The following is a 19,702-nucleotide window of genomic DNA, read 5'->3' as shown; positions in this document are numbered from 1 at the left end:
CTCAACGACAGGAAAGTATGACGATTTTAGTGATTCATCATACTTTCGGAGTAACCTGGATCAATATTGCGCCGAAAAGTATAAGTAATCCGTATGATTATGCGCAGGGGCAGGCGCCGCTTTACCCCTCAGGGCGCCCGGAACAACCCCAGCAGCGTGGCCACCTGTTCGTCGATCGGCGCCAGATCCCGCTTGACGATCAGATGCAGCGGCGTCGCGCGGCGCGCGCCATGGCTGAGGGGCAGCCGCTTCAGCACGCCCTGATCGAGATGGGAACGAATGCGCTCTTCCGGCAGCCAGCCGAAGCCGACCTGATACATCACCGCATCAATGGCGGCGTCAATGGTGGAGAAAGTCCAGGCGTCACGCGTCGCCTGGCCATCGCCGGTCTGGTCGGCAATGCGCACCAGCGGCCATGGCGCCAGCGCGCTATCCTCCAGCGGACCGTCGAGGGCGGCGAGAGGATGGTCGCGGTGGGCGACGGCGATAAAATCAATATTCATCAGCCACTCTCCGCGGCCGGTAATATCCTGGCGGCGGGTCAGAACCATGACATCGGCTTCCGTTCGCGCCGCACCCTCGTCATCCATATTTTCCAGCACTTCGGTGAGTCTGACCTGCGTCTGCGGATAACGCTGCTGAAACTGGCGCAAAATGGCGAACAACCGCTGGCGCGGGAAAATGCTGTCGACCACCAGATCCAGACGGGTGCGCGCCCCGTTGCGCAGAGTGGCGGCATGCGTCTCAACGTAGGCGAAGGCCTGTAGCAGCGGTTTGACCTGATTCAGCAGCAGTTCGCCGGCCGGGGTCAGCACCGCCCGCCGCCCGGACGGCGCCAGCAGCGCTACCCCTAAACGCTCCTGCAGCAGCGCGAGGTTATAGCTCACCGAAGACTGGCTGCGATTGGTCTCCTCCGCCGCTCTGGCAAAGCTCCCCAATTCCACTACCTTTTCGAGTAACGCCCACTGCTCCAGGGTTGTCTTGTGCATAATCAATCTAAAATTTGGATGTATTTAATCCAAACATAGCGTTATTCATTCAATTTTTAAAGACGTATGCTGTCCTCAACAACACAGAGGAGAATAAATGATGAGCACTTTCGACAAACATGACCTCAGCGGCTTTATCGGTAAACATCTGGTCTACACCTACGACAACGGCTGGAACTACGAAATTTACGTCAAAAACGGCCACACCCTCGACTACCGTATTCACAGCGGCATCGTCGGCAATCGCTGGGTGAAAGATCAGGAAGCGTACATCGTGCGGGTGGGGGAAAGTATCTACAAAATCTCATGGACCGAACCGACCGGTACCGACGTCAGCCTGATCGTCAACCTGGGCGATAAACTGTTCCACGGCACCATTTTCTTCCCGCGCTGGATCATGAATAACCCGGAAAAAACCGTCTGCTTCCAGAACGATCACATTCCTCTGATGAATTCGTACCGCGATGCCGGCCCGGCCTACCCGACGGAAGTGATTGACGAGTTTGCTACTATCACCTTCATTCGCGACTGTGGCGCGGATAATGACGAGGTTATTAATTGCCCGGCAAGTGAATTGCCAGCTGATTTTCCTGCAAATTTGTAATTAAGCAGAAATAACTTTGTGATCTGCGCTAACTTTTTGTCATCAAGCGTGACAAAGACAGCGTCATTAATTGTTATCTGGTTTAACCCCCGTTTACTTTCCGCGATAGCGTTCCTGTTTGCTTTTCCAGACAGGAACGCTTTTTTGTCAAAATTCTGCCATAAATAAAACCTATCATTCTGTTTCTTAATGATTTATTTGGCTATGCTGAGAAAAGATTAATTTCTTAATATTATCCTAAGCAAGGTCAACTACATTAATAGTGGTCGAAATACCCTGAAATGGAATGCCGCGCTGAACTCACTTCATTTTAATTTCGTTTAAGTCCGCAGGCGCAGGATATTTTATTCTAACGACCCAGGTTTGTGCGTGGGTCATCTACAGAACAGGATGATGATGAGCGATTTTTTGCCTTTTTCGCGCCCGTCGATGGGCGACGCAGAGCTGGCAGCCCTGCGTGAAGTTTTAACGTCGGGCTGGATCACCACCGGACCGAAGAATCAGGCACTTGAAGCGGCATTTTGCCAGCTGACCGGCAACCGCCACGCGATTGCCGTCAGTTCAGCGACCGGCGGGATGCATGTGACCCTGATGGCGCTGGGTATTGGCCCTGGCGATGAAGTCATTACGCCGTCCCAGACCTGGGTCTCCACTCTCAATATGATCTGCCTGCTGGGCGCCACGCCGGTGATGATCGATGTCGATAACGACAATCTGATGATCACCCCTGAGGCGGTGGCAGCGGCGATCACCTCGCGTACCAAAGCGATTATTCCTGTGCACTACGCGGGGGCGCCAGCCGATATCGACGCCATTCGCGCGGTGGGCGAGCGCCATGGCATTCCGGTGATCGAAGACGCCGCCCATGCGGCGGGGACCCACTATAAGGGCCGCCACGTAGGCTGGCAGGGGACCGCGATTTTCTCGTTCCACGCGATCAAAAACATGACCTGCGCTGAAGGCGGCCTGATTGTCACCGACGACGACGAGCTGGCCTCCCGCATCCGCAGCCTGAAATTCCATGGTCTTGGCGTGGACGCCTATGACCGCCAGACCCATGGCCGCGCGCCGCAGGCGGAGGTGATCGCTCCGGGCTTTAAATACAATCTTGCCGACATCAACGCCGCGCTGGCGCTGGTCCAGCTGGAAAAACTGCCTCATGCCAACCAGCGGCGGGCGGAAATTGCCCAGCGCTATCTGCGCGAGCTGGCGGACACGCCGTTTATGCCGCTGAGCGTCCCGGCCTGGGATCACCAGCACGCCTGGCATCTGTTTATCATCCGCGTCGATGAGGCTGCCTGCGGCATCAGCCGCGACGCGCTGATGGAAAAGCTAAAGGCGATGGGCATCGGCACTGGCCTGCACTTCCGTGCGGCCCATACGCAAAAATATTACCGCGAGCGCTTCCCGGAGGTATCCCTGCCGAATACCGAATGGAACAGCGCCCGCATCTGTTCTCTCCCGTTGTTCCCGGACATGACCGATGACGATGTTACTCGCGTCATTTCCGCACTGCGCCAGCTGTCAGGACGTTGATATGCTTACTTACCCTCCCGTGAAGAAGGTCTCGGTGGTTATTCCGGTTTATAACGAACAGGATAGCCTGCCGGAGCTGCTTCGTCGTACGGATACCGCCTGCGCCACGCTGGGGCGGCAATATGAAATTCTGCTGATTGACGATGGCAGCAGCGACGATTCCGCGCGCATGCTCACCGAAGCCGCCGAGGCGGAAGGCAGTCATGTCGTCGCCGTGCTGTTAAACCGTAACTACGGCCAGCACTCGGCGATCATGGCCGGTTTCAGCCATGTAACCGGCGATTTAATCATTACGCTCGACGCCGACCTGCAAAACCCGCCGGAAGAGATCCCGCGGCTGGTGGCGAAGGCGGATGAAGGCTACGACGTGGTGGGCACCGTCCGCCAGAACCGTCAGGACAGCATCTTCCGCAAAACCGCGTCGAAGATGATCAACCGCCTGATCCAGCGCACCACCGGCAAAGCGATGGGCGACTACGGCTGCATGCTGCGCGCTTACCGCCGCCATATCATCGACGCCATGCTCAACTGCCACGAACGCAGCACCTTTATCCCGATTCTGGCGAATACCTTCGCCCGTCGCGCGGTGGAGATCCCGGTGATGCATGCCGAACGTGAATTCGGCGACTCCAAATACAGCTTTATGCGCCTGATCAACCTGATGTATGACCTGGTGACCTGTCTGACCACCACGCCGCTGCGTCTGCTCAGTATTTTCGGCAGCGTGATTGCCCTGCTGGGCTTCGCCTTTGGCCTGATGCTGGTGGTGCTGCGTCTGGCCTTTGGCCCGCAGTGGGCGGCGGAAGGGGTATTTATGCTCTTTGCCGTGCTGTTTATGTTCATCGGCGCCCAGTTTGTCGGGATGGGCCTGCTCGGGGAGTATATCGGCCGCATCTATAACGACGTGCGCGCGCGTCCCCGCTACTTTATTCAACGTGTTGTTCGCCAGCCGGAAACGGCATCTAAAGAGGAAGATCGTTCATGAAAGCCGTAGTCTTCGCTTATCACGATATGGGTTGCACCGGTATCCAGGCTCTGCTGGACGCTGGATATGATATCGCTGCTATTTTCACCCACCCGGATAACCCTGGCGAAAACCATTTCTTTGGCTCCGTGGCGCGCCTTGCCGCCGAGCAGGGCATTCCAGTGTGGGCGCCGGAAGACGTGAACCATCCGCTGTGGATTGAGCGTATCCGCGAGATGAAGCCGGACGTGCTGTTCTCCTTCTACTACCGCAACCTGCTGGGCGATGAGATCCTCAGTCTTGCGCCGAGAGGGGCGTTTAATCTACACGGTTCGCTGCTGCCGAAATATCGCGGCCGCGCGCCGCTGAACTGGGTACTGGTCAATGGCGAAAGCGAAACCGGCGTGACGCTGCACCGGATGGTGAACCGCGCGGATGCCGGCGATATCGTCGCTCAGCAAACCGTGGCGATTGGCCCGGATGACGCCGCCCTGACGCTGCACCGCAAGCTGTGCGCTGCCGCCACTGAGCTGCTGAGCCAGGCGTTGCCGGCGATCCTCGCCGGAACCACCGATGAACGTCCGCAGGATCACAGCCAGGCGACCTATGTGGGACGGCGCACCCCGGAAGATGGCCGCCTCGACTGGGAGCAGCCGGCGCAGACGCTGCACAATCTGGTGCGCGCGGTCTCCGATCCGTGGCCGGGGGCCTTCGGCTACGCTGGCGCGAACAAATTTATTGTCTGGAAATCCCGTGTACGCAGTGATCTACCTGCAGCCAAACCGGGCACCGTTATCTCCGTTGCACCGCTGATCGTGGCGTGCCAGGAAGGGGCGCTGGAGATTGTCACCGGCCAGACCGAACGCGGCGTGTACATGCAGGGCGCCCAGCTGGCGCAGGCGCTGGGCCTGGTGTCCGGGGCGGTGATCAGCAGCAAACCGGTGGTGGCGGTTAAGCGTCGTACCCGGGTGCTGATCCTCGGCGTCAATGGCTTTATCGGTAACCATCTGACCGAACGCCTGCTGCAGGACGACAACTATGAGATTTACGGCCTGGATATCGGCTCCGACGCCATCAGCCGTTTCCTCGACTGCCCGCGTTTTCACTTCGTGGAAGGCGATATCAGCATTCACTCCGAGTGGATCGAATATCACATTAAGAAATGCGACGTGGTGCTGCCGCTGGTAGCTATCGCCACCCCTATCGAGTACACCCGCAACCCGCTGCGCGTGTTCGAGCTGGATTTCGAAGAGAACCTGAAGATCATCCGCGATTGCGTGAAATACAATAAGCGCATCATCTTCCCGTCGACCTCTGAAGTGTACGGCATGTGCACCGACAAAAACTTCGACGAAGATACTTCCAACCTGGTGGTCGGGCCGATCAACAAACAGCGCTGGATCTACTCGGTCTCCAAGCAGCTGCTGGACCGCGTGATCTGGGCCTACGGCGATAAGAATGGCCTGAAGTTCACCCTGTTCCGTCCGTTCAACTGGATGGGGCCGCGTCTGGATAACCTCAACGCCGCGCGTATCGGCAGCTCCCGCGCCATCACCCAGCTGATCCTCAACCTGGTGGAAGGCTCGCCGATCAAGCTCATCGAAGGCGGTAAGCAGAAGCGCTGCTTTACTGACATCAGCGACGGTATCGAAGCGCTGTTCCGCATCATCGAGAACAAAGACGGCCGCTGCGACGGGCAGATCATCAACATCGGTAACCCGGATAACGAAGCGAGCATCAAAGAGCTGGCGGAGATGCTGCTGGCCTGCTTCGAACGCCATCCGCTGCGCGATCGCTTCCCGCCGTTTGCCGGCTTCCGCGAAGTGGAAAGCAGCGACTACTACGGCAAGGGCTATCAGGACGTTGAGCATCGCAAACCGAGCATCCGCAACGCCAAACGCTGCCTGAACTGGGAGCCGAAGGTGGAGATGGAAGAGACCGTTGAGCATACGCTGGACTTCTTCCTGCGCACGGTAGAACTGGTGGACGCTAAACATCCATGAAACAGGTCGGCTTACGCATAGATGTCGATACTTTTCGCGGGACGCGGGACGGTGTTCCGCGGCTGCTGGACCTGCTAGGCCAGCACGGGATTCAGGCAAGCTTCTTCTTCAGCGTCGGGCCGGACAATATGGGGCGTCACCTGTGGCGCCTGGTAAAACCGAAGTTTCTGTGGAAGATGCTGCGTTCCAGAGCGGCTTCGCTGTACGGCTGGGATATTCTGCTGGCCGGCACCGCGTGGCCGGGACGCCGCATCGGCGCGGGGAACGAGGCGGTGATCCGTGCGACCGCCGAGTCTCATGAAGTGGGCCTGCACGCCTGGGACCACTACAGCTGGCAGGCGTGGAGCGGCGTCTGGCCGCAGGAACGGCTGACGCTGGAGGTCGAGCGTGGCCTGCTGGAGCTCGAGCGCATCATCGGCCGCCCGGTCACCTGTTCGGCCGTTGCCGGCTGGCGCGCCGATCAGCGGGTGGTGAAAGCCAAAGAATCCTTCGATTTTCTCTACAACAGCGACTGTCGCGGCACGCGGCCGTTTCTGCCCCAGCTCGGCAGCGGCGTCTCTGGTACGGTGCAGATCCCGGTCACGTTGCCGACCTGGGACGAGGCGGTGGGCACGGCGGTGGATATCGCCGGCTTTAACCGCTATCTCCTCGACTGCATCCATCGCGACCCTGGCGTGCCGGTCTATACCATTCACGCCGAAGTGGAAGGTATTGCCTATGCCGATCAGTTCGATGAACTGCTGACCATGGCGGCGGAAGAAGAAATTCAGTTTTGCCCACTGAGCCAGCTGCTGCCCGCTGACTTTAGCGAGCTGCCGTCCGGCAAAGTGGTTCGGGGTGAACTGGCTGGCCGGGAAGGCTGGCTCGGACGTGAACAATTACTGACTTCGGGTGTTTGATGAAAAGCATTCGCTATGGCGTCTCTCTGATTGCGCTGTTTGCGCTGTATTACCTGCTGCCGCTCAATTTCCGTTTGCTCTGGCAACCCGATGAAACACGCTATGCGGAGATCAGCCGTGAAATGCTGGCCACCGGCGACTGGGTGGTGCCGCATTTTCTCGGGCTGCGCTACTTCGAAAAGCCGATTGCCGGTTACTGGATCAACAGTGTCGGCCAGTGGCTGTTTGGCCATAATAACTTCGGCGTACGCTTCGGGTCGGTCTTCGCCATCACCATGACCGCCGTGCTGGTGGCCTGGCTGGCGTGGCGCATCTTTCGCGATAAGCGGGTAGCCGTCCTGTCGCCAGTGATTTTTCTCACCGCGATGCTGGTGTATGCGATTGGTACCTATGCGGTGCTGGACCCGATGATCACCCTGTGGCTGGCGTTGGCGATGTGCAGCTTCTGGGGCGCGACGCAGGCGCAGAGCCGCGGCGGCAAAATACTGGGTTACGTGCTGTTGGGCGTCGCCTGCGGTATGGGGGTGATGACCAAAGGTTTCCTTGCGCTGGCGGTGCCGGTGGTGGGCGTTCTGCCATGGGTGATCGCCCGTAAACGCTGGCGTGAAGTGCTGACCTACGGTTGGCTGGCGGTGGTCGTCTGTACGCTGGTGGTGCTGCCCTGGGGGCTGGCTATCGCCCAGCGCGAGCCGGACTTCTGGCGCTACTTCTTCTGGGTCGAGCATATTCAGCGTTTCGCCGAAAAAGACGCCCAGCACAAAGCGCCGTTCTGGTACTACATCCCGTTCCTGATTGCCGGCAGCCTGCCGTGGCTGGCCCTGCTGCCAGGGGCGCTGAAGCGCGGCTGGCGTGAGCGCGATGAGGCCCGCGGCGCGCTGTATCTGCTCGGTTGGGTGGTGATGCCGCTCCTGTTCTTCAGCATCGCCAAAGGCAAACTGCCGACCTATATCCTGCCGTGCTTTGCGCCGCTGTCGATCCTGATGGCGCGCTACGCGCTGGAGGCGGCGAAGACCGGCGCGAAAGCGTTACGGGTCAACGGGATGATCAACCTGGGCGTCGGCCTGCTGGGGCTGATCGCCGTGCTGGTGGTCTCGCCCTGGGGCGTGATGCATAAGCCGGTGTGGACCAAGATTGAGCTGTATAAATGTCTGCTGGCGGCCATCGCCTTCGCCGTCTGGGCGCTGATGGGCTGGCTGGCGATGAAAGACGCTGGCCGCCGTTGGAGCCTGGCGGCGCTTTGCCCGCTTGGCCTGGCGCTGCTGGTGGGCTTCGCCATTCCGGACCGGGTTATCGACAGCAAACAGCCGCAGTTCCTCGTGGATATCGTCAGCGAATCCCTGCAGCCCAGCCGTTACGTCCTGACGAACAACGTCGGGATCGCCGGCGGCCTGGCCTGGGAGCTGAAGCGAAGCGATATTATTATGTTCGACAAACAGGGTGAGCTGAAGTACGGTCTCGACTGGCCTGACGCTCAGGGAAGCTTTGTCAGCCAGGCCGGGTTTGCCGACTGGTTGGCCACGCACCGTCAGCAGGGGCCGGTCTCGCTGGTGCTGTTGATGGATAAAGGAGAGAGTATGGTCGACTTACCGTTACCGAAACCCGATAACGCCTACGAGCTGGGTCGGGTGGTCTTCCTTCAGTACCTGCCGCAATGAGCGTCTGGATCTGTCTGGTTTTCGCCAGCCTGCTGAGCTGCGCCGGACAGCTGTGCCAGAAACAGGCGACCCGCCCGTCCCGTCGCGGACGGCGGAGTCGCCATATACTCTTCTGGCTGGGGATGGCGCTGCTATGCCTCGGCTGCGGCATGCTGCTGTGGCTGAGCGTCCTGCAGTCTATTCCGGTGAGCATCGCCTATCCGATGCTGAGCCTGAACTTCGTCTGGGTCACCCTCGCGGGCTGGGGCATCTGGCATGAGCCGGTCGCTCGCCGCCACTGGTTTGGCGTCGGGTTGATCGTCGTGGGCATTGTCATTCTGGGGACCAGCGTTTGATGGGCTTTCTCTGGGCATTATTCAGCGTCGGCCTTGTCAGCGCCGCGCAGCTGCTGCTGCGCAGCGCCATGGTGGCCTTGCCGCCGCTGACCGATATTCTGGCCTTTCTCCAGCATCTGCTGCATTTCGAGCCTGGTACCTTCGGCCTGTTTTTCGGCCTGCTGGGCTACCTGTTGTCAATGGTCTGCTGGTACTTTGCCCTCCACCGTCTACCGTTATCAAAAGCGTATGCACTGTTGAGCCTGAGCTATATCCTGGTGTGGGCTGCCGCCATCTGGCTGCCCGGCTGGCATGAGCCGTTCTACTGGCAATCGCTGCTGGGCGTGGCGATTATCGTCGCCGGCGTATTGACCATCTTCTGGCCGGTGAAACGCCGCTAGCCGGGGAGCCGGCTTTTGGGACGCCCCGGGCCGAGCAGGATCGCCAGCTTGCTGCCCCCGACGGTGGTCTCCATCCAGATTTTACAGACGCTGGTTAACGGCACCGAGAGCAGCATTCCCACCGGCCCCAGCAGCCAGCCCCAGACCAGCAGCGACAGGAACACCACCAGGGTCGACATCCCCAGCCGGTGGCCCATCATGCGCGGCTCCACCATGTTGCCCAGCACCATATGCACCACCAGAAACAGCGCCCCGACCAGCAGGCACTCATAGATGCCGCTGAACAGCAGCGCCTGCAGCATGGGTGGGATGGCGGAGATGGCGGAGCCGATATTCGGCACATAGTTCAGCAGGAACGCCAGCACCCCCCACATCAGCGCGAACTGCACCCCCATTGCCAGCAGCCCCAGCCAGACAATCAGCCCGGTCCACAGGCTGATCAGCGTTTTCAGCGCCAGATAGTGGGTAACGCCTTTCAGCGCCCGGTGCAGCCCGGCGATATGCAGACGAGGGTTATTGAGGGCAAAACGCAGTTTGTAGGGCAGGTGGCGAACCTCAAACAGCATAAAGATCACCGTCATCACCAGCAGCACAATGCTGGCCATCGCCCCGGAAAGCTGGGTCATCAGCGTCGTGGCCCAGGTCATCAGCCGTTCTGAATCCATACGTCGCAGCATGCGCTCCGGATTGATATGCAGGTTGAGAAAGGGGAGATACTCCTGGAGCTGGACGATCTTACGCGTCAGGGCGCGGTTGAAATCGGGCAGCATGGCGACAAAGTCATTGAGCGACGCCGCCAGCACGCCAAGCAGCGCGGTCAGCATGACCAGCATTGCCGTCACCACCAGCGTAATGGCGAACGGGCGCCGCACCCCGCGGCGAATGCACCAGGTGACCAGCGGGTTGAGGACGATAGCGAAAAACAGCGCCAGCAGCAGCTGCACCAGAATATCGGCGGCGGCGTGGATCCCTGCGAGGATAATCACCAGCGCCGCCAGCTTAAGTAAAATATGGAGCCCGGCTTTATCAGCCTGCGGAGGGGACATAGGTATTCCTTTTGTGAGTCGCGCCTGATAAGTGTAGCGGTTCGCTGGCTGCCAATATTCCGAAAGGCGAGCGGCTTTTCCGCCGCCAGCGTGGTAATAGTGAAAGCTGGTTGTCGAAATCTGGTGGAACCTGATGCCCGAACCCGTCGCCGAACCGGCGCTCAACGGACTGCGCCTCAATCTGCGGATTGTCTCCGTCGTCATTTTTAACTTTGCCAGCTATCTCACCATCGGCTTGCCGCTGGCGGTGCTTCCCGGCTATGTGCATGATGTAATGGGCTTTAGCGCTTTCTGGGCCGGCCTGGTGATTAGTCTGCAATATTTCGCCACGCTGCTCAGCCGCCCGCACGCCGGGCGCTATGCTGACCTGCTGGGGCCCAAAAAGATCGTTGTCTTCGGCCTCTGCGGCTGCTTTTTAAGCGGCCTGAGCTACCTGCTTGCCGCCTGGAGCAGCGGCTGGCCGCTGGTTAGCCTGCTGCTGCTATGCCTGGGGCGGGTCATTCTCGGCATCGGCCAGAGCTTTGCCGGCACCGGCTCGACGCTGTGGGGCGTCGGCGTTGTTGGGTCGCTGCATATCGGGCGGGTGATCTCGTGGAACGGCATTGTGACCTACGGGGCGATGGCGATGGGCGCCCCGCTCGGCGTGCTGTGCTATTCGTACATTGGCCTCAGCGGCCTGGCCGGGGTCATTATGGCGGTTGCGCTGGCGGCTATCCTCTGCGCGCTGCCCCGCGCAGCGGTGAAGGCGGCGAAAGACAAAGCGATGTCGTTTCGCGCGGTGTTCGGGCGGGTGTGGCCCTACGGCATGGCGCTGGCCCTGGCCTCCGCCGGTTTCGGGGTTATCGCCACCTTTATCACGCTGTTTTATGAGGCCAAAGGCTGGGACGGGGCGGCCTTCGCCCTGACGCTGTTCAGCTGCGCGTTCGTTGGCGCGCGGCTGCTGTTTCCTAACGCCATTAACCGCTTCGGCGGGCTGAACGTGGCGATGCTCTGCTTTAGCGTGGAGATCATCGGCCTGCTGCTGGTCGGCTTTGCTGATACGCCGTTGCTGGCGAAAATCGGCACCTTGCTTACCGGGGCCGGGTTCTCGCTGGTCTTTCCGGCGCTGGGCGTGGTGGCGGTGAAAGCGGTGCCGCAGCACAACCAAGGGTCGGCGCTGGCCACCTATACCGTGTTTATGGATTTGTCGTTAGGCGTCACCGGGCCGCTGGCCGGCTTGCTGATGGCGTGGACCGGGATCCCGGTGATATATCTGGCGGCGGCAGGTCTGGTGATGGCGGCGCTGCTGCTGGGCTGGCGGTTAAAAAAACGGCCCCCGGTCAGCGAACCGGAGGCCGTCGCACCAGGCCAGTAATTACTGGATGGTGAGGGTGCTGATGATGCTTTCCGCTTCGGTCTGCGCCTGCTGCTGGTTGTCCGCCGGCAGGGTGACCTGCAGGGTCAGCAGTTTGTCATCCACTTTGCCGAGCAGTACGGAAGACCACGCGGTCTGCCCCTTGGCGGAGATGATGCTGTCCAGCTGCTGCAGGGTATGACCTTTGATCTCCAGCGACTTATTGCTCACCACCTGCAGCTGCGGGTCGCGGCTACGCTGCTGATCTTCCAGGCGTTTCGCCAGCACCGCCAGGTCTTCATTGGTGCTGTCGCCGACGATGACGATGACTGCTTTCTGGCCGGTGGCGTCAGAATAGACGTGCATGTTGTTCGCCTGAGTACCCAGTTTGCCGCTCTGGTCGGCCATGCCCGCAGGCAGGGTGAAGCTCAGTTTGCCATCCAGCAGGCTGATCGCCTGGCCGCTGGTGTTGCTCTCCGCTGCTGCCCCAACGGTTGGCGCTTTTGAATCGCTGTTATCGCAGGCGGCAAGCCCCATCACCAGCAGGCCAATACCGACATATTTAACCAAATTGCGCATTGACATCTTCCTTTCGATAAACGGCCACTAATGGCTCATCCGGCTATCTTAACACATCAGTCCGCGAGTACCTTTAACTCGGCTGCAATGCCGACAAATCAGATTTATCCGCCAGCCTTTTCAACAGCATATTTAACAGCACGCCGTACATCGGCAGGAAGAAAATGATGCTGATAAGCACTTTAAAGCTGTAGTCGACGAGGGCGATTTCCCCCCAGTGAGCGGCCATAAACGGATCCGGGCTGCGCCAGAAGGCGATGAAGAAGAACGCTACGGTATCGCTGATGTTGCCGAACAGCGTCGAGGCGGTGGGGGCCAGCCACCAGTGACGACTCTGCCGCAGGCGGTTGAAGACGTGGACGTCAAGGATCTGCCCCAGCGCATAGGCCATAAAGCTGGCGATGGCGATGCGCGCGACGAAGAGATTAAAGGTGCCCAGCGCGGCGAAGCCCTGCCACTCGCCCATGTAAAACAGGGCGGAGATGGCGTAGGAGATGACCAGCGCCGGGACCATCACCGCAAAAATAATGCGTCGCGCCAGCGGTGCGCTAAAAATTCGCACCGTCAGATCGGTGGCGAGGAAGATAAACGGAAAACTGAACGCGCCCCAGGTGGTATGGAAACCAAAGATGGAGATCGGCAGCTGAACCAGATAGTTGCTGGAGGTAATCACCAGCAGATGAAATAGCGAAAGCCAGACGAGCGCTTTTTTGCGCTGTACGGTAGTAAACGGATTCATATTGTGACCTTTTTATGCCCGTCATGCTTCAGGTAAATGAGCAATCGGCAGCGGAACGTTGGGGTGAGGGAACCCAATTAAAAACGGCTGCATGATACTGCGTTGCCGGCGTAATGCAATGGTTGTTTTTCGCGCAAACGTTAACCTGGCTTGCGTACTGGCGAGCAGGGGGTAAACTAGGGCCGTTTTGTTGACGTGAGACTAAAATGAGCGAACTTTTCTCCACTCCTGACCACACTCTGGATGCCCTGGGACTCCGCTGCCCGGAGCCGGTCATGATGGTGCGTAAAACCGTGCGGACGATGCCGGTGGGCGAGACGCTGCTGATTATTGCTGACGATCCGGCCACCACCCGCGATATCCCGGGATTCTGCCGCTTTATGGAGCATGAGCTGGTGGCCCAGGAAACCGAAGCCCTGCCGTACCGCTACCTGATCCGCAAAAGCCACTGAGCCTCTCCCGGATGGCGGCGGGTAGCGCCTTATCCGGGCTACCCGACGGTCCGGAACCGTAGCCCTGCTAAGCGTAGCGCGAGCAGGGAATACCCCGGATGGCGGCGCGTAGCGCCTTATCCGGGCTACCCGACGGTCTGGAACCGTAGCCCTGCTAAGCGTAGCGCGAGCAGGGAAACCGGTATCTATGCTACAACTTCTTACGCAATAACCGCAGCGCGTTAGCCGTTACCAGCACGGTGGCGCCGGTATCCGCCAGCACCGCCAGCCACAGACCGGTCAGGCCGAGCAGGGTGGTGACAAGGAAAATCCCCTTCAGCCCTAAGGCAATCGCGATGTTCTGGCGGATATTGGCGTGAGTCGCCCGCGCCAGGGAAATCATCTGCGCCAGGCCGGTCAGACGGTTGTGGGTCAGCGCGGCGTCGGCAGTCTCCAGCGCCACGTCGGTACCGCTGCCCATGGCGATGCCGATGGTCGCCGCTTTCATCGCCGGGGCGTCGTTGATACCGTCCCCGACCATCGCCAGCGGCGCATCGGCATTCAACGCCATCACCGCTTCGACTTTGTCCGCCGGCAGCAGGCCGGCGCGGAATTCCAGCCCCAGTTCGCTGGCGATGGCCGCCGCGGCGCGCGGGTTATCCCCGGTGAGGATCACCCCCTGCACCCCCAACTGGTGTAAGGCATCCACTGCCTGACGTGCGTCGTCGCGCAGGGTGTCGCGCAGCGCCAGGATGCCGAGAAGCGTCTCGCCGCGCATGACCAGCACCACCGTTTGCCCGGCGCTCTCCAGCTGCTGGATCTGCGCCTCATACTCTGCCGGGGCGGCTTTGCTGGCCGCGCAGATTAAAATCCGGCTGCCGTTGACCTCGGCTTCGATACCGGAACCTGCCAGCGCCCGCTGGCCGCTGGCCAGCGGAATGCTCAGCTGGCGCCGCTGCGCTTCTCGGACGATGGCCTGCGCCAACGGATGGCTGGAGCCTTGCTCCACCGCCGCCGCCAGCGCCAGCAGCGCGTTGTCGTCATTCTCAGCCGTGGCGATGACCGAGGTCACCTGCGGCTGCCCGACGGTCAGGGTGCCGGTTTTATCGAACGCCACCTGGCGCACCTGGCCCAGCTGTTCCAGCGCCGCGCCGCCTTTGATCAGCGCCCCGCGTCGGGCGGCGACCGCCAGGCCGGAGGTGATGGCCGCCGGGGTGGAGATGACCAGCGCGCACGGGCAGCCGATCAACAGCAGCGTTAAGCCTTTATAGATCCATGGCAGCCAGGCGCTGGCGAAGAACAGCGGCGGGACAATGGCCACCAACAGGGCCACCACCATAATGGCCGGAGTGTAGATCCGGCTGAAGCGGTCGATAAAACGCTCGATCGGCGCCCGACGTTCCTCCGCCTCTTCAATCAGCTTCAGGATGCGGTCGATGGCGCTGTCGCCCGGTTCGGAGATCACGGTCAGCTGCACCAGGCGGTCGACGCTGGTGGCGCCCGCCGCTACCCGTTCTCCGGCCTGGCGCTCCACCGGCACCGACTCGCCGGTCAGGGCGCTTTCATCAAAGCTGGCAAACGGCGACAGCAGTTGTCCATCCGCCGGCAGACGCCCGCCGGCAGCCACTTCAATCACATCTCCGGGACGCAGGTCACGCTGGGCGACGGTTTCCCGCACGCCGTTGCGCAGACGGATGGCGGTGTCGGGCTTCAGCGCCATCAGCGCGCTCACGCCCTGCCGCGCGCGGCTGGCGGCCCAGCCTTCGAGACGCTCGCCGATCAGGAACAGTAGCAGGACCATCGCCGCCTCTGCGGTGGCGCCGATAAACAGCGCTCCGATGGCGGCGACGCTCATCAGCGTTTCAATGGCGAACCAGCTCCCGCTTTTGATCAGGCGCATCGCCTGGCGGGCAACCGGCCACAGGCCGACCAGGGTGGTGGCAACAAAGGCTAACTGACCGGCAGGGTGGTTGGCCTGCTCCAGCCCCCAGCTCAGGGCCATCATAATGACCAGCGTCAGCAACGGTAAATTGTCGCGCAGCCGCGAGCCCTGCGTTTTCTCTGACGCGGGGGCATCGGCATCGCGCAGCGTATAGCCTGCCTGACGTACCGCCTGCTCAACCTGGGCGCGAACGTCGCCTTCAGCGTTAACCAATAATTTTTCCGTGGCGAACAGCACCTGAACCTGACTGACGCCGGGCACCTGACGAACCGCCGTTTCCACCTTGCGGGCGCAGGCGGCGCAGTCCATGCCGGCAACCTGCCAGCTGTAGCGGGCGTCGCTAAGCGCTTCGGCAGCTGGTGCGCTCTCTACGGCGCAGGCGTGGTCTGTGCAGCAGCTCTCCGCCGGGGCGGGCGCTGGCCGCATGGTGAATGACGAGAATTGTGGGACTTTTTTATCCTGCGCGTCTGGAGTCGACATGGCACCCTCCGGTAAATGATAATTTTCTCATTAGCCGTAGGATACACTCTGGAGTCGACTCCAGAGTCAAGGACTAAATTACAGGTACAGCGCGCGCACGATGAGGAAGTGGCCGGCAAAGTAAAACGCGGCGGCAATGGCGTTATCGGCGCGGAAACGGCGACGATAGTGACTTACCAGCCACACGGCATTGCTCAGCAGCAGCAGAGCGGCGCCGGCGAAACCGGACAGCGCGGTGTCGGTAGGGCGGGCAAACCATAGCTCACCGGCCAGCCAGACCATCACCAGCGTCATGCCGATAAAGGTCAGCACCGGCATTTTCATTTCTTCCAGGCGGCTCCAGATCACCGCCATCAGCAGGGCGCCGAATACCAGCAGCACCAGCGGCAGCGGCCAGAAGAACGACAGCGTCAGCTGGCTGGCAAACCAGATGGTATACAGCAGATGCGACAGGAAGAAGGCGCCCACCGCGTACATCACCCGCTGACGCGGCAGCAGGGTGAGGGCGTCGCCGAGCAGCGAGGCGCACAGGCCAGCCAGCACCAGGTAGCTGATGGCATTGAACATCGGCGCCTGCCAGGCCAGCAACAGCAACAGAATCAGGGTGACAGGTTTAAATACCCAGCGTCGCCAGGCCGGCCCGCGATAGGATGCATCGACATAAAGCCATGCGGAGAAACAGACAGCAATAAATGACCAAAGCATAGTAAGTCCCTGTATCTGTTATCATAAAGAAAGTTACGGATGCGTGAAGCTACCACTCAGTGTAGTGGTTTGGCGCAGCAGATGACAATGTTATTCCAGTCGCAGTATGCTGATTCCTGATATTTTTTATGGGTAACCTTAATGAGTAAAATGCCGCTCTTTTTTGTTCTGGTCGTCGCGGTGATTGTGGTGGCGGCTTCGTTTCGCTATGTGCAGCAGCGCCGCGAAAAACTGGCGAACGACGCCGCGCCGGTGTTGCAAAAGCGGGTGATCGTCAGCAATAAGCGGGAAAAAGTGATTAACGATCGGCGTTCGCGCCAGCAGACGGTGACGCCTGCGGGCAGCGAGATGCGCTATGAAGCGAGCTTTCGCCCTGAGAGCGGCGGGCTGGAGGTGGTGTTTCGCCTTGACGCGCCGCAGTATCATGCGCTGAGCGTCGGCGATCGCGGGATGTTGAGTTATAAGGGCACAGCGTTCGTGGCGTTTACGCCCGATCCCTGAGCCCTTGTCAGGACTATTTCTTCAGCGTCGCCTTCAGTTTTTTCTGCCAGGCGACGAGCTCAAACACGCCGAAGATAAAAATGCGGATTTGCTCAAAGCGGCCCAGCGGCGGGGCATCTTTCGGCTGCGTCGCCTTGAGCAGCGTCAGCTGCAGACCATGCATCAGGATCATAAAAATCAGCGCGACGTTGACGAAGATATTCAGCGGCTTCGGGAAGGGCTGAAACAGATTCAATAACAGAAAGGCCCAGACGCACAGCATCAGCAGGCGGCCTAAATTAATCAGCATGGTTCTCTCCTTGGGCCTCACGTTGGTAAAGACGGTACGCGACCTGTCCGGCCACTTTTTCACGATACAGATGCCAGTTTGCCGGTACCGGCGGTAAACCGTTTTCGACTTCGCTTTCGACGTACACCAGGGCCTCATCGGCCAGCCAGCCCTGCGTTTCCAGCAGGCGCAGCGTCTCCTCCAGCAGCCCCTGACGGAACGGTGGGTCGACGAATACGATCTCATGCGGCGTGCCCGGTTGGCTCAGGAAGCTGAGGGTGTTGGTCGCGATCACCTTGCCGCGATCCGCTTTCAGGGTGGCCAGGTTTTTTTGCAACTGCTGAGCGACGCCGCGCTCCATCTCCAGTAGCGTAGTGCTGGCCGCATAGCGGGACAGCGCCTCAAGCCCCAGCGCGCCGCTGCCGGCAAAGCAGTCGAGGCAGTGCGCGTCAACGATGGACGGCGCCAGCCAGTTAAAAAGGGTTTCGCGAACCCGGTCGGTGGTCGGCCGCAGGCCCGGGCTCTCCGGCACCGGTAATTTACGGCCGCGCCATTGCCCGCCGATGATGCGGATCTGACCGCTGCCCGCGTGGTTTGGTTTTTTCATCTCTCTGCTCAAGTCTCAACTTCCGGCCTGCTATTCTAGCGATCGACGGCGGTTGACGAAACCTTAATCCGGGGGCGGTGCTGCGAGTTAAGTTAAGTGATAGACTATCCAACTAATTTCATCATTTTTTCAGCTTCTGATGAAGCTGCGCCATGAATAAACAGCGAGGAGTGTGGTCGCAAATGGCAAAAGAGAAAAAACGTGGCTTCTTTTCCTGGCTGGGCTTTGGACAGAAAGAACAGGCACAGGAAACCGAGACTGAACAAAAAGTAGAAGAACAACAAGCGGTTGCCGATGAGACGCCGGCGGCGGAAACCCCTGCCGAGCCGAGCGCGCCGAAAGCGGACCCGGAGGCGTTTGCCGAAGAGGTCGTCGACGTCACCGAGACGGTGGTCGAAAACGAAAAGGCCCACCTTGCGGAGCCTGCCAGCGCGCAGGAAGAAGAGTGGGTGGAAGCGCCTGCTCTGACCGAAGAAGCGCCTGTTGTTGAACCGGATCCCGCAGTCAGCGAACCGCCTGAACAGCCTGCGGTGGTTGAGTCGCTGGCGGAAGAGGTTATCGCCGAACCGGTGGCGGCGGAGGTCGTGGCTGAGCAGCCTGTAGAGGATGCTGTTGCCCAGCCGCAGGAGACGGAAGCGCCGGAAGAGGACGCGCCGTTAAGCGATGAAGAGCTGGAAGCGCAGGCGCTGGCGGCCGAGGCGGCAGAAGAGGCGGCGGTGGTGGTGCCGGCGCCAGAAGACGAGGCGCCGGTGGAAGAACTGGCCCAGGAGCAGGAAAAACCGACGAAAGAAGGCTTTTTTGCCCGCCTAAAACGTAGTCTTCTGAAAACAAAAGAAAATCTCGGTTCCGGATTTATCAGCCTGTTCCGCGGTAAGAAGATCGACGACGATCTGTTTGAAGAGCTGGAAGAGCAGCTGCTGATCGCTGATGTCGGGGTGGAGACCACCCGCAAGATCATTACTAACCTCACTGAGGGTGCCAGCCGTAAGCAGCTGCGCGATGCGGAGGCGCTGTACGGCCTGCTGAAAGAAGAGATGGGTGAGATTCTCGCCAAAGTGGATGCGCCGCTGAACGTTGAAGGCAAAACGCCATTTGTTATTCTGATGGTCGGCGTGAACGGGGTGGGGAAAACCACCACCATCGGCAAGCTGGCGCGTCAGTTTGAGCAGCAGGGCAAATCGGTGATGCTGGCGGCGGGGGATACCTTCCGTGCGGCGGCGGTAGAACAGTTGCAGGTCTGGGGGCAGCGTAACAATATCCCGGTGATCGCCCAGCACACCGGCGCCGATTCCGCTTCGGTGATTTTCGACGCCATTCAGGCGGCGAAGGCGCGCCATGTTGATGTGCTGATTGCCGATACCGCCGGGCGTCTGCAGAATAAATCGCACCTGATGGAAGAGCTGAAGAAGATCGTCCGGGTGATGAAAAAGCTGGACGTCGACGCGCCGCATGAGGTGATGTTAACCATCGACGCCAGCACCGGGCAGAATGCCATTAGCCAGGCCAAACTGTTCCATGAGGCGGTAGGTTTGACCGGGATCACCCTAACCAAGCTGGATGGCACCGCCAAAGGCGGCGTGATCTTCTCGGTGGCCGACCAGTTCGGCATTCCGATTCGCTATATTGGCGTCGGCGAGCGTATTGAGGATCTGCGTCCGTTTAATGCGGGCGACTTTATTGAGGCACTTTTTGCCCGAGAGGATTAA

20 protein-coding genes are annotated in these 19,702 nt (G+C 60.0%); 12 read left to right on the top strand and 8 right to left on the bottom strand.

The features are described from left to right. Nucleotides 1-128: 128 nt before the first annotated feature. Nucleotides 129-989 (bottom strand): LysR family transcriptional regulator, encoded by an 861-nt coding sequence (locus ACLH1I_RS20390; RefSeq protein WP_017899988.1) that lies wholly within the window; start codon nucleotides 987-989, stop codon nucleotides 129-131. A 97-nt stretch (nucleotides 990-1,086) separates the two neighbouring features. Here ACLH1I_RS20390 and ACLH1I_RS20385 point away from each other — a divergent pair, with 97 nt between their 5' ends. The 8 genes from ACLH1I_RS20385 (at nucleotide 1,087) to arnF (ending at nucleotide 9,365) form a co-directional block, all read left to right on the top strand. Beyond that, the gene (locus ACLH1I_RS20385; RefSeq protein WP_012540376.1) at nucleotides 1,087-1,593 is read left to right on the top strand and encodes a phenolic acid decarboxylase; all 507 of its coding nucleotides are present in this window, start codon (nucleotides 1,087-1,089) and stop codon (nucleotides 1,591-1,593) included. 396 nt (nucleotides 1,594-1,989) lie between these two features. Beyond that, the gene (gene arnB, locus ACLH1I_RS20380) at nucleotides 1,990-3,129 is read left to right on the top strand and encodes a UDP-4-amino-4-deoxy-L-arabinose aminotransferase (RefSeq protein ID WP_049004432.1); all 1,140 of its coding nucleotides are present in this window, start codon (nucleotides 1,990-1,992) and stop codon (nucleotides 3,127-3,129) included. A gap of 1 nt (nucleotide 3,130) precedes the next feature. Continuing rightward, nucleotides 3,131-4,114 (top strand): undecaprenyl-phosphate 4-deoxy-4-formamido-L-arabinose transferase, encoded by a 984-nt coding sequence (arnC, locus tag ACLH1I_RS20375; protein ID WP_049004433.1) that lies wholly within the window; start codon nucleotides 3,131-3,133, stop codon nucleotides 4,112-4,114. After that, complete coding sequence (gene arnA, locus ACLH1I_RS20370; protein ID WP_049004434.1) at nucleotides 4,111-6,096, top strand: bifunctional UDP-4-amino-4-deoxy-L-arabinose formyltransferase/UDP-glucuronic acid oxidase ArnA; 1,986 nt, start codon at nucleotides 4,111-4,113, stop codon at nucleotides 6,094-6,096. Before arnC ends, arnA begins: the two co-directional genes overlap by 4 nt. Then, complete coding sequence (gene arnD, locus ACLH1I_RS20365) at nucleotides 6,093-6,995, top strand: 4-deoxy-4-formamido-L-arabinose-phosphoundecaprenol deformylase (protein WP_004202080.1); 903 nt, start codon at nucleotides 6,093-6,095, stop codon at nucleotides 6,993-6,995. The genes arnA and arnD overlap by 4 nt, the downstream gene beginning before the upstream one ends. Then, complete coding sequence (gene arnT, locus ACLH1I_RS20360; protein ID WP_151629240.1) at nucleotides 6,995-8,650, top strand: lipid IV(A) 4-amino-4-deoxy-L-arabinosyltransferase; 1,656 nt, start codon at nucleotides 6,995-6,997, stop codon at nucleotides 8,648-8,650. Before arnD ends, arnT begins: the two co-directional genes overlap by 1 nt. Further along, nucleotides 8,647-8,985 carry a 4-amino-4-deoxy-L-arabinose-phosphoundecaprenol flippase subunit ArnE gene (gene arnE / locus ACLH1I_RS20355; RefSeq protein WP_004202083.1) on the top strand — a complete coding sequence of 113 codons (339 nt, stop codon included), beginning with the start codon at nucleotides 8,647-8,649 and terminating at the stop codon, nucleotides 8,983-8,985. Before arnT ends, arnE begins: the two co-directional genes overlap by 4 nt. Then, entirely contained in the window at nucleotides 8,985-9,365 is a 381-nt protein-coding gene (arnF, locus tag ACLH1I_RS20350; protein WP_023319275.1) for a 4-amino-4-deoxy-L-arabinose-phosphoundecaprenol flippase subunit ArnF, read from the top strand. Before arnE ends, arnF begins: the two co-directional genes overlap by 1 nt. Here the strand turns inward: arnF and ACLH1I_RS20345 are convergent. Further along, a complete protein-coding gene (locus tag ACLH1I_RS20345) occupies nucleotides 9,362-10,411 on the bottom strand; it encodes an AI-2E family transporter (protein WP_017899986.1) in 1,050 nt (349 codons plus the stop codon). The genes arnF and ACLH1I_RS20345 overlap by 4 nt on opposite strands. A gap of 133 nt (nucleotides 10,412-10,544) precedes the next feature. Here ACLH1I_RS20345 and ACLH1I_RS20340 point away from each other — a divergent pair, with 133 nt between their 5' ends. Continuing rightward, complete coding sequence (locus ACLH1I_RS20340) at nucleotides 10,545-11,765, top strand: MFS transporter (RefSeq protein WP_151629242.1); 1,221 nt, start codon at nucleotides 10,545-10,547, stop codon at nucleotides 11,763-11,765. Here ACLH1I_RS20340 and ACLH1I_RS20335 read toward each other — a convergent pair whose 3' ends face one another. After that, the gene (locus ACLH1I_RS20335; protein ID WP_023291237.1) at nucleotides 11,766-12,323 is read right to left on the bottom strand and encodes a DcrB family lipoprotein; all 558 of its coding nucleotides are present in this window, start codon (nucleotides 12,321-12,323) and stop codon (nucleotides 11,766-11,768) included. It abuts the gene before it with no gap. Between the two features lie 73 nt (nucleotides 12,324-12,396). Beyond that, nucleotides 12,397-13,062, bottom strand: a complete 666-nt coding sequence (locus ACLH1I_RS20330; protein ID WP_151629244.1) for a 7-cyano-7-deazaguanine/7-aminomethyl-7-deazaguanine transporter — start codon at nucleotides 13,060-13,062, stop codon at nucleotides 12,397-12,399. 206 nt (nucleotides 13,063-13,268) lie between these two features. Here ACLH1I_RS20330 and tusA point away from each other — a divergent pair, with 206 nt between their 5' ends. Then, nucleotides 13,269-13,514: a sulfurtransferase TusA gene (gene tusA / locus ACLH1I_RS20325; protein WP_002920858.1), complete on the top strand. Its 246-nt coding sequence runs from the start codon at nucleotides 13,269-13,271 to the stop codon at nucleotides 13,512-13,514. 190 nt (nucleotides 13,515-13,704) lie between these two features. On the opposite strand, the gene zntA is transcribed toward tusA, so the two are convergent. Continuing rightward, the gene (gene zntA, locus ACLH1I_RS20320; protein WP_049116348.1) at nucleotides 13,705-15,915 is read right to left on the bottom strand and encodes a Zn(II)/Cd(II)/Pb(II) translocating P-type ATPase ZntA; all 2,211 of its coding nucleotides are present in this window, start codon (nucleotides 15,913-15,915) and stop codon (nucleotides 13,705-13,707) included. Between the two features lie 78 nt (nucleotides 15,916-15,993). Continuing rightward, nucleotides 15,994-16,620: a lysoplasmalogenase gene (locus tag ACLH1I_RS20315; RefSeq protein ID WP_004202090.1), complete on the bottom strand. Its 627-nt coding sequence runs from the start codon at nucleotides 16,618-16,620 to the stop codon at nucleotides 15,994-15,996. Nucleotides 16,621-16,770: 150 nt separating this feature from the next. Between ACLH1I_RS20315 and ACLH1I_RS20310 the strand changes: the two genes are divergently transcribed. Next, complete coding sequence (locus tag ACLH1I_RS20310) at nucleotides 16,771-17,121, top strand: DUF2500 domain-containing protein (RefSeq protein ID WP_025999214.1); 351 nt, start codon at nucleotides 16,771-16,773, stop codon at nucleotides 17,119-17,121. A gap of 13 nt (nucleotides 17,122-17,134) precedes the next feature. Here ACLH1I_RS20310 and ACLH1I_RS20305 read toward each other — a convergent pair whose 3' ends face one another. Further along, nucleotides 17,135-17,410, bottom strand: a complete 276-nt coding sequence (locus tag ACLH1I_RS20305) for a DUF1145 family protein (RefSeq protein ID WP_004202092.1) — start codon at nucleotides 17,408-17,410, stop codon at nucleotides 17,135-17,137. Continuing rightward, a complete protein-coding gene (gene rsmD / locus ACLH1I_RS20300; RefSeq protein WP_004202093.1) occupies nucleotides 17,400-17,996 on the bottom strand; it encodes a 16S rRNA (guanine(966)-N(2))-methyltransferase in 597 nt (198 codons plus the stop codon). Before rsmD ends, ACLH1I_RS20305 begins: the two co-directional genes overlap by 11 nt. 182 nt (nucleotides 17,997-18,178) lie before the next feature. Here rsmD and ftsY point away from each other — a divergent pair, with 182 nt between their 5' ends. Further along, the gene (gene ftsY / locus ACLH1I_RS20295; protein WP_049002846.1) at nucleotides 18,179-19,702 is read left to right on the top strand and encodes a signal recognition particle-docking protein FtsY; all 1,524 of its coding nucleotides are present in this window, start codon (nucleotides 18,179-18,181) and stop codon (nucleotides 19,700-19,702) included.

This window comes from Klebsiella sp. 1SOBk10mer, assembly GCF_046602535.1.
Taxonomy (GTDB): domain Bacteria; phylum Pseudomonadota; class Gammaproteobacteria; order Enterobacterales; family Enterobacteriaceae; genus Klebsiella; species Klebsiella quasipneumoniae.
Note: the sequence above shows the minus strand (reverse complement) of the source record. Positions and strands in the feature narration are given on the sequence as shown.

What these genes read in the sequence shown, in the direction of transcription:
- ACLH1I_RS20390 (WP_017899988.1), bottom strand. Translation starts at nt 989, where the DNA reads ATGCACAAGACAACCCTGGAGCAGTGGGCGTTACTCGAAAAGGTAGTG.
- ACLH1I_RS20385 (WP_012540376.1), top strand. Translation starts at nt 1,087, where the DNA reads ATGATGAGCACTTTCGACAAACATGACCTCAGCGGCTTTATCGGTAAA.
- arnB (WP_049004432.1), top strand. Translation starts at nt 1,990, where the DNA reads ATGAGCGATTTTTTGCCTTTTTCGCGCCCGTCGATGGGCGACGCAGAG.
- arnC (WP_049004433.1), top strand. Translation starts at nt 3,131, where the DNA reads ATGCTTACTTACCCTCCCGTGAAGAAGGTCTCGGTGGTTATTCCGGTT.
- arnA (WP_049004434.1), top strand. Translation starts at nt 4,111, where the DNA reads ATGAAAGCCGTAGTCTTCGCTTATCACGATATGGGTTGCACCGGTATC.
- arnD (WP_004202080.1), top strand. Translation starts at nt 6,093, where the DNA reads ATGAAACAGGTCGGCTTACGCATAGATGTCGATACTTTTCGCGGGACG.
- arnT (WP_151629240.1), top strand. Translation starts at nt 6,995, where the DNA reads ATGAAAAGCATTCGCTATGGCGTCTCTCTGATTGCGCTGTTTGCGCTG.
- arnE (WP_004202083.1), top strand. Translation starts at nt 8,647, where the DNA reads ATGAGCGTCTGGATCTGTCTGGTTTTCGCCAGCCTGCTGAGCTGCGCC.
- arnF (WP_023319275.1), top strand. Translation starts at nt 8,985, where the DNA reads ATGGGCTTTCTCTGGGCATTATTCAGCGTCGGCCTTGTCAGCGCCGCG.
- ACLH1I_RS20345 (WP_017899986.1), bottom strand. Translation starts at nt 10,411, where the DNA reads ATGTCCCCTCCGCAGGCTGATAAAGCCGGGCTCCATATTTTACTTAAG.
- ACLH1I_RS20340 (WP_151629242.1), top strand. Translation starts at nt 10,545, where the DNA reads ATGCCCGAACCCGTCGCCGAACCGGCGCTCAACGGACTGCGCCTCAAT.
- ACLH1I_RS20335 (WP_023291237.1), bottom strand. Translation starts at nt 12,323, where the DNA reads ATGCGCAATTTGGTTAAATATGTCGGTATTGGCCTGCTGGTGATGGGG.
- ACLH1I_RS20330 (WP_151629244.1), bottom strand. Translation starts at nt 13,062, where the DNA reads ATGAATCCGTTTACTACCGTACAGCGCAAAAAAGCGCTCGTCTGGCTT.
- tusA (WP_002920858.1), top strand. Translation starts at nt 13,269, where the DNA reads ATGAGCGAACTTTTCTCCACTCCTGACCACACTCTGGATGCCCTGGGA.
- zntA (WP_049116348.1), bottom strand. Translation starts at nt 15,915, where the DNA reads ATGTCGACTCCAGACGCGCAGGATAAAAAAGTCCCACAATTCTCGTCA.
- ACLH1I_RS20315 (WP_004202090.1), bottom strand. Translation starts at nt 16,620, where the DNA reads ATGCTTTGGTCATTTATTGCTGTCTGTTTCTCCGCATGGCTTTATGTC.
- ACLH1I_RS20310 (WP_025999214.1), top strand. Translation starts at nt 16,771, where the DNA reads ATGCCGCTCTTTTTTGTTCTGGTCGTCGCGGTGATTGTGGTGGCGGCT.
- ACLH1I_RS20305 (WP_004202092.1), bottom strand. Translation starts at nt 17,410, where the DNA reads ATGCTGATTAATTTAGGCCGCCTGCTGATGCTGTGCGTCTGGGCCTTT.
- rsmD (WP_004202093.1), bottom strand. Translation starts at nt 17,996, where the DNA reads ATGAAAAAACCAAACCACGCGGGCAGCGGTCAGATCCGCATCATCGGC.
- ftsY (WP_049002846.1), top strand. Translation starts at nt 18,179, where the DNA reads ATGGCAAAAGAGAAAAAACGTGGCTTCTTTTCCTGGCTGGGCTTTGGA.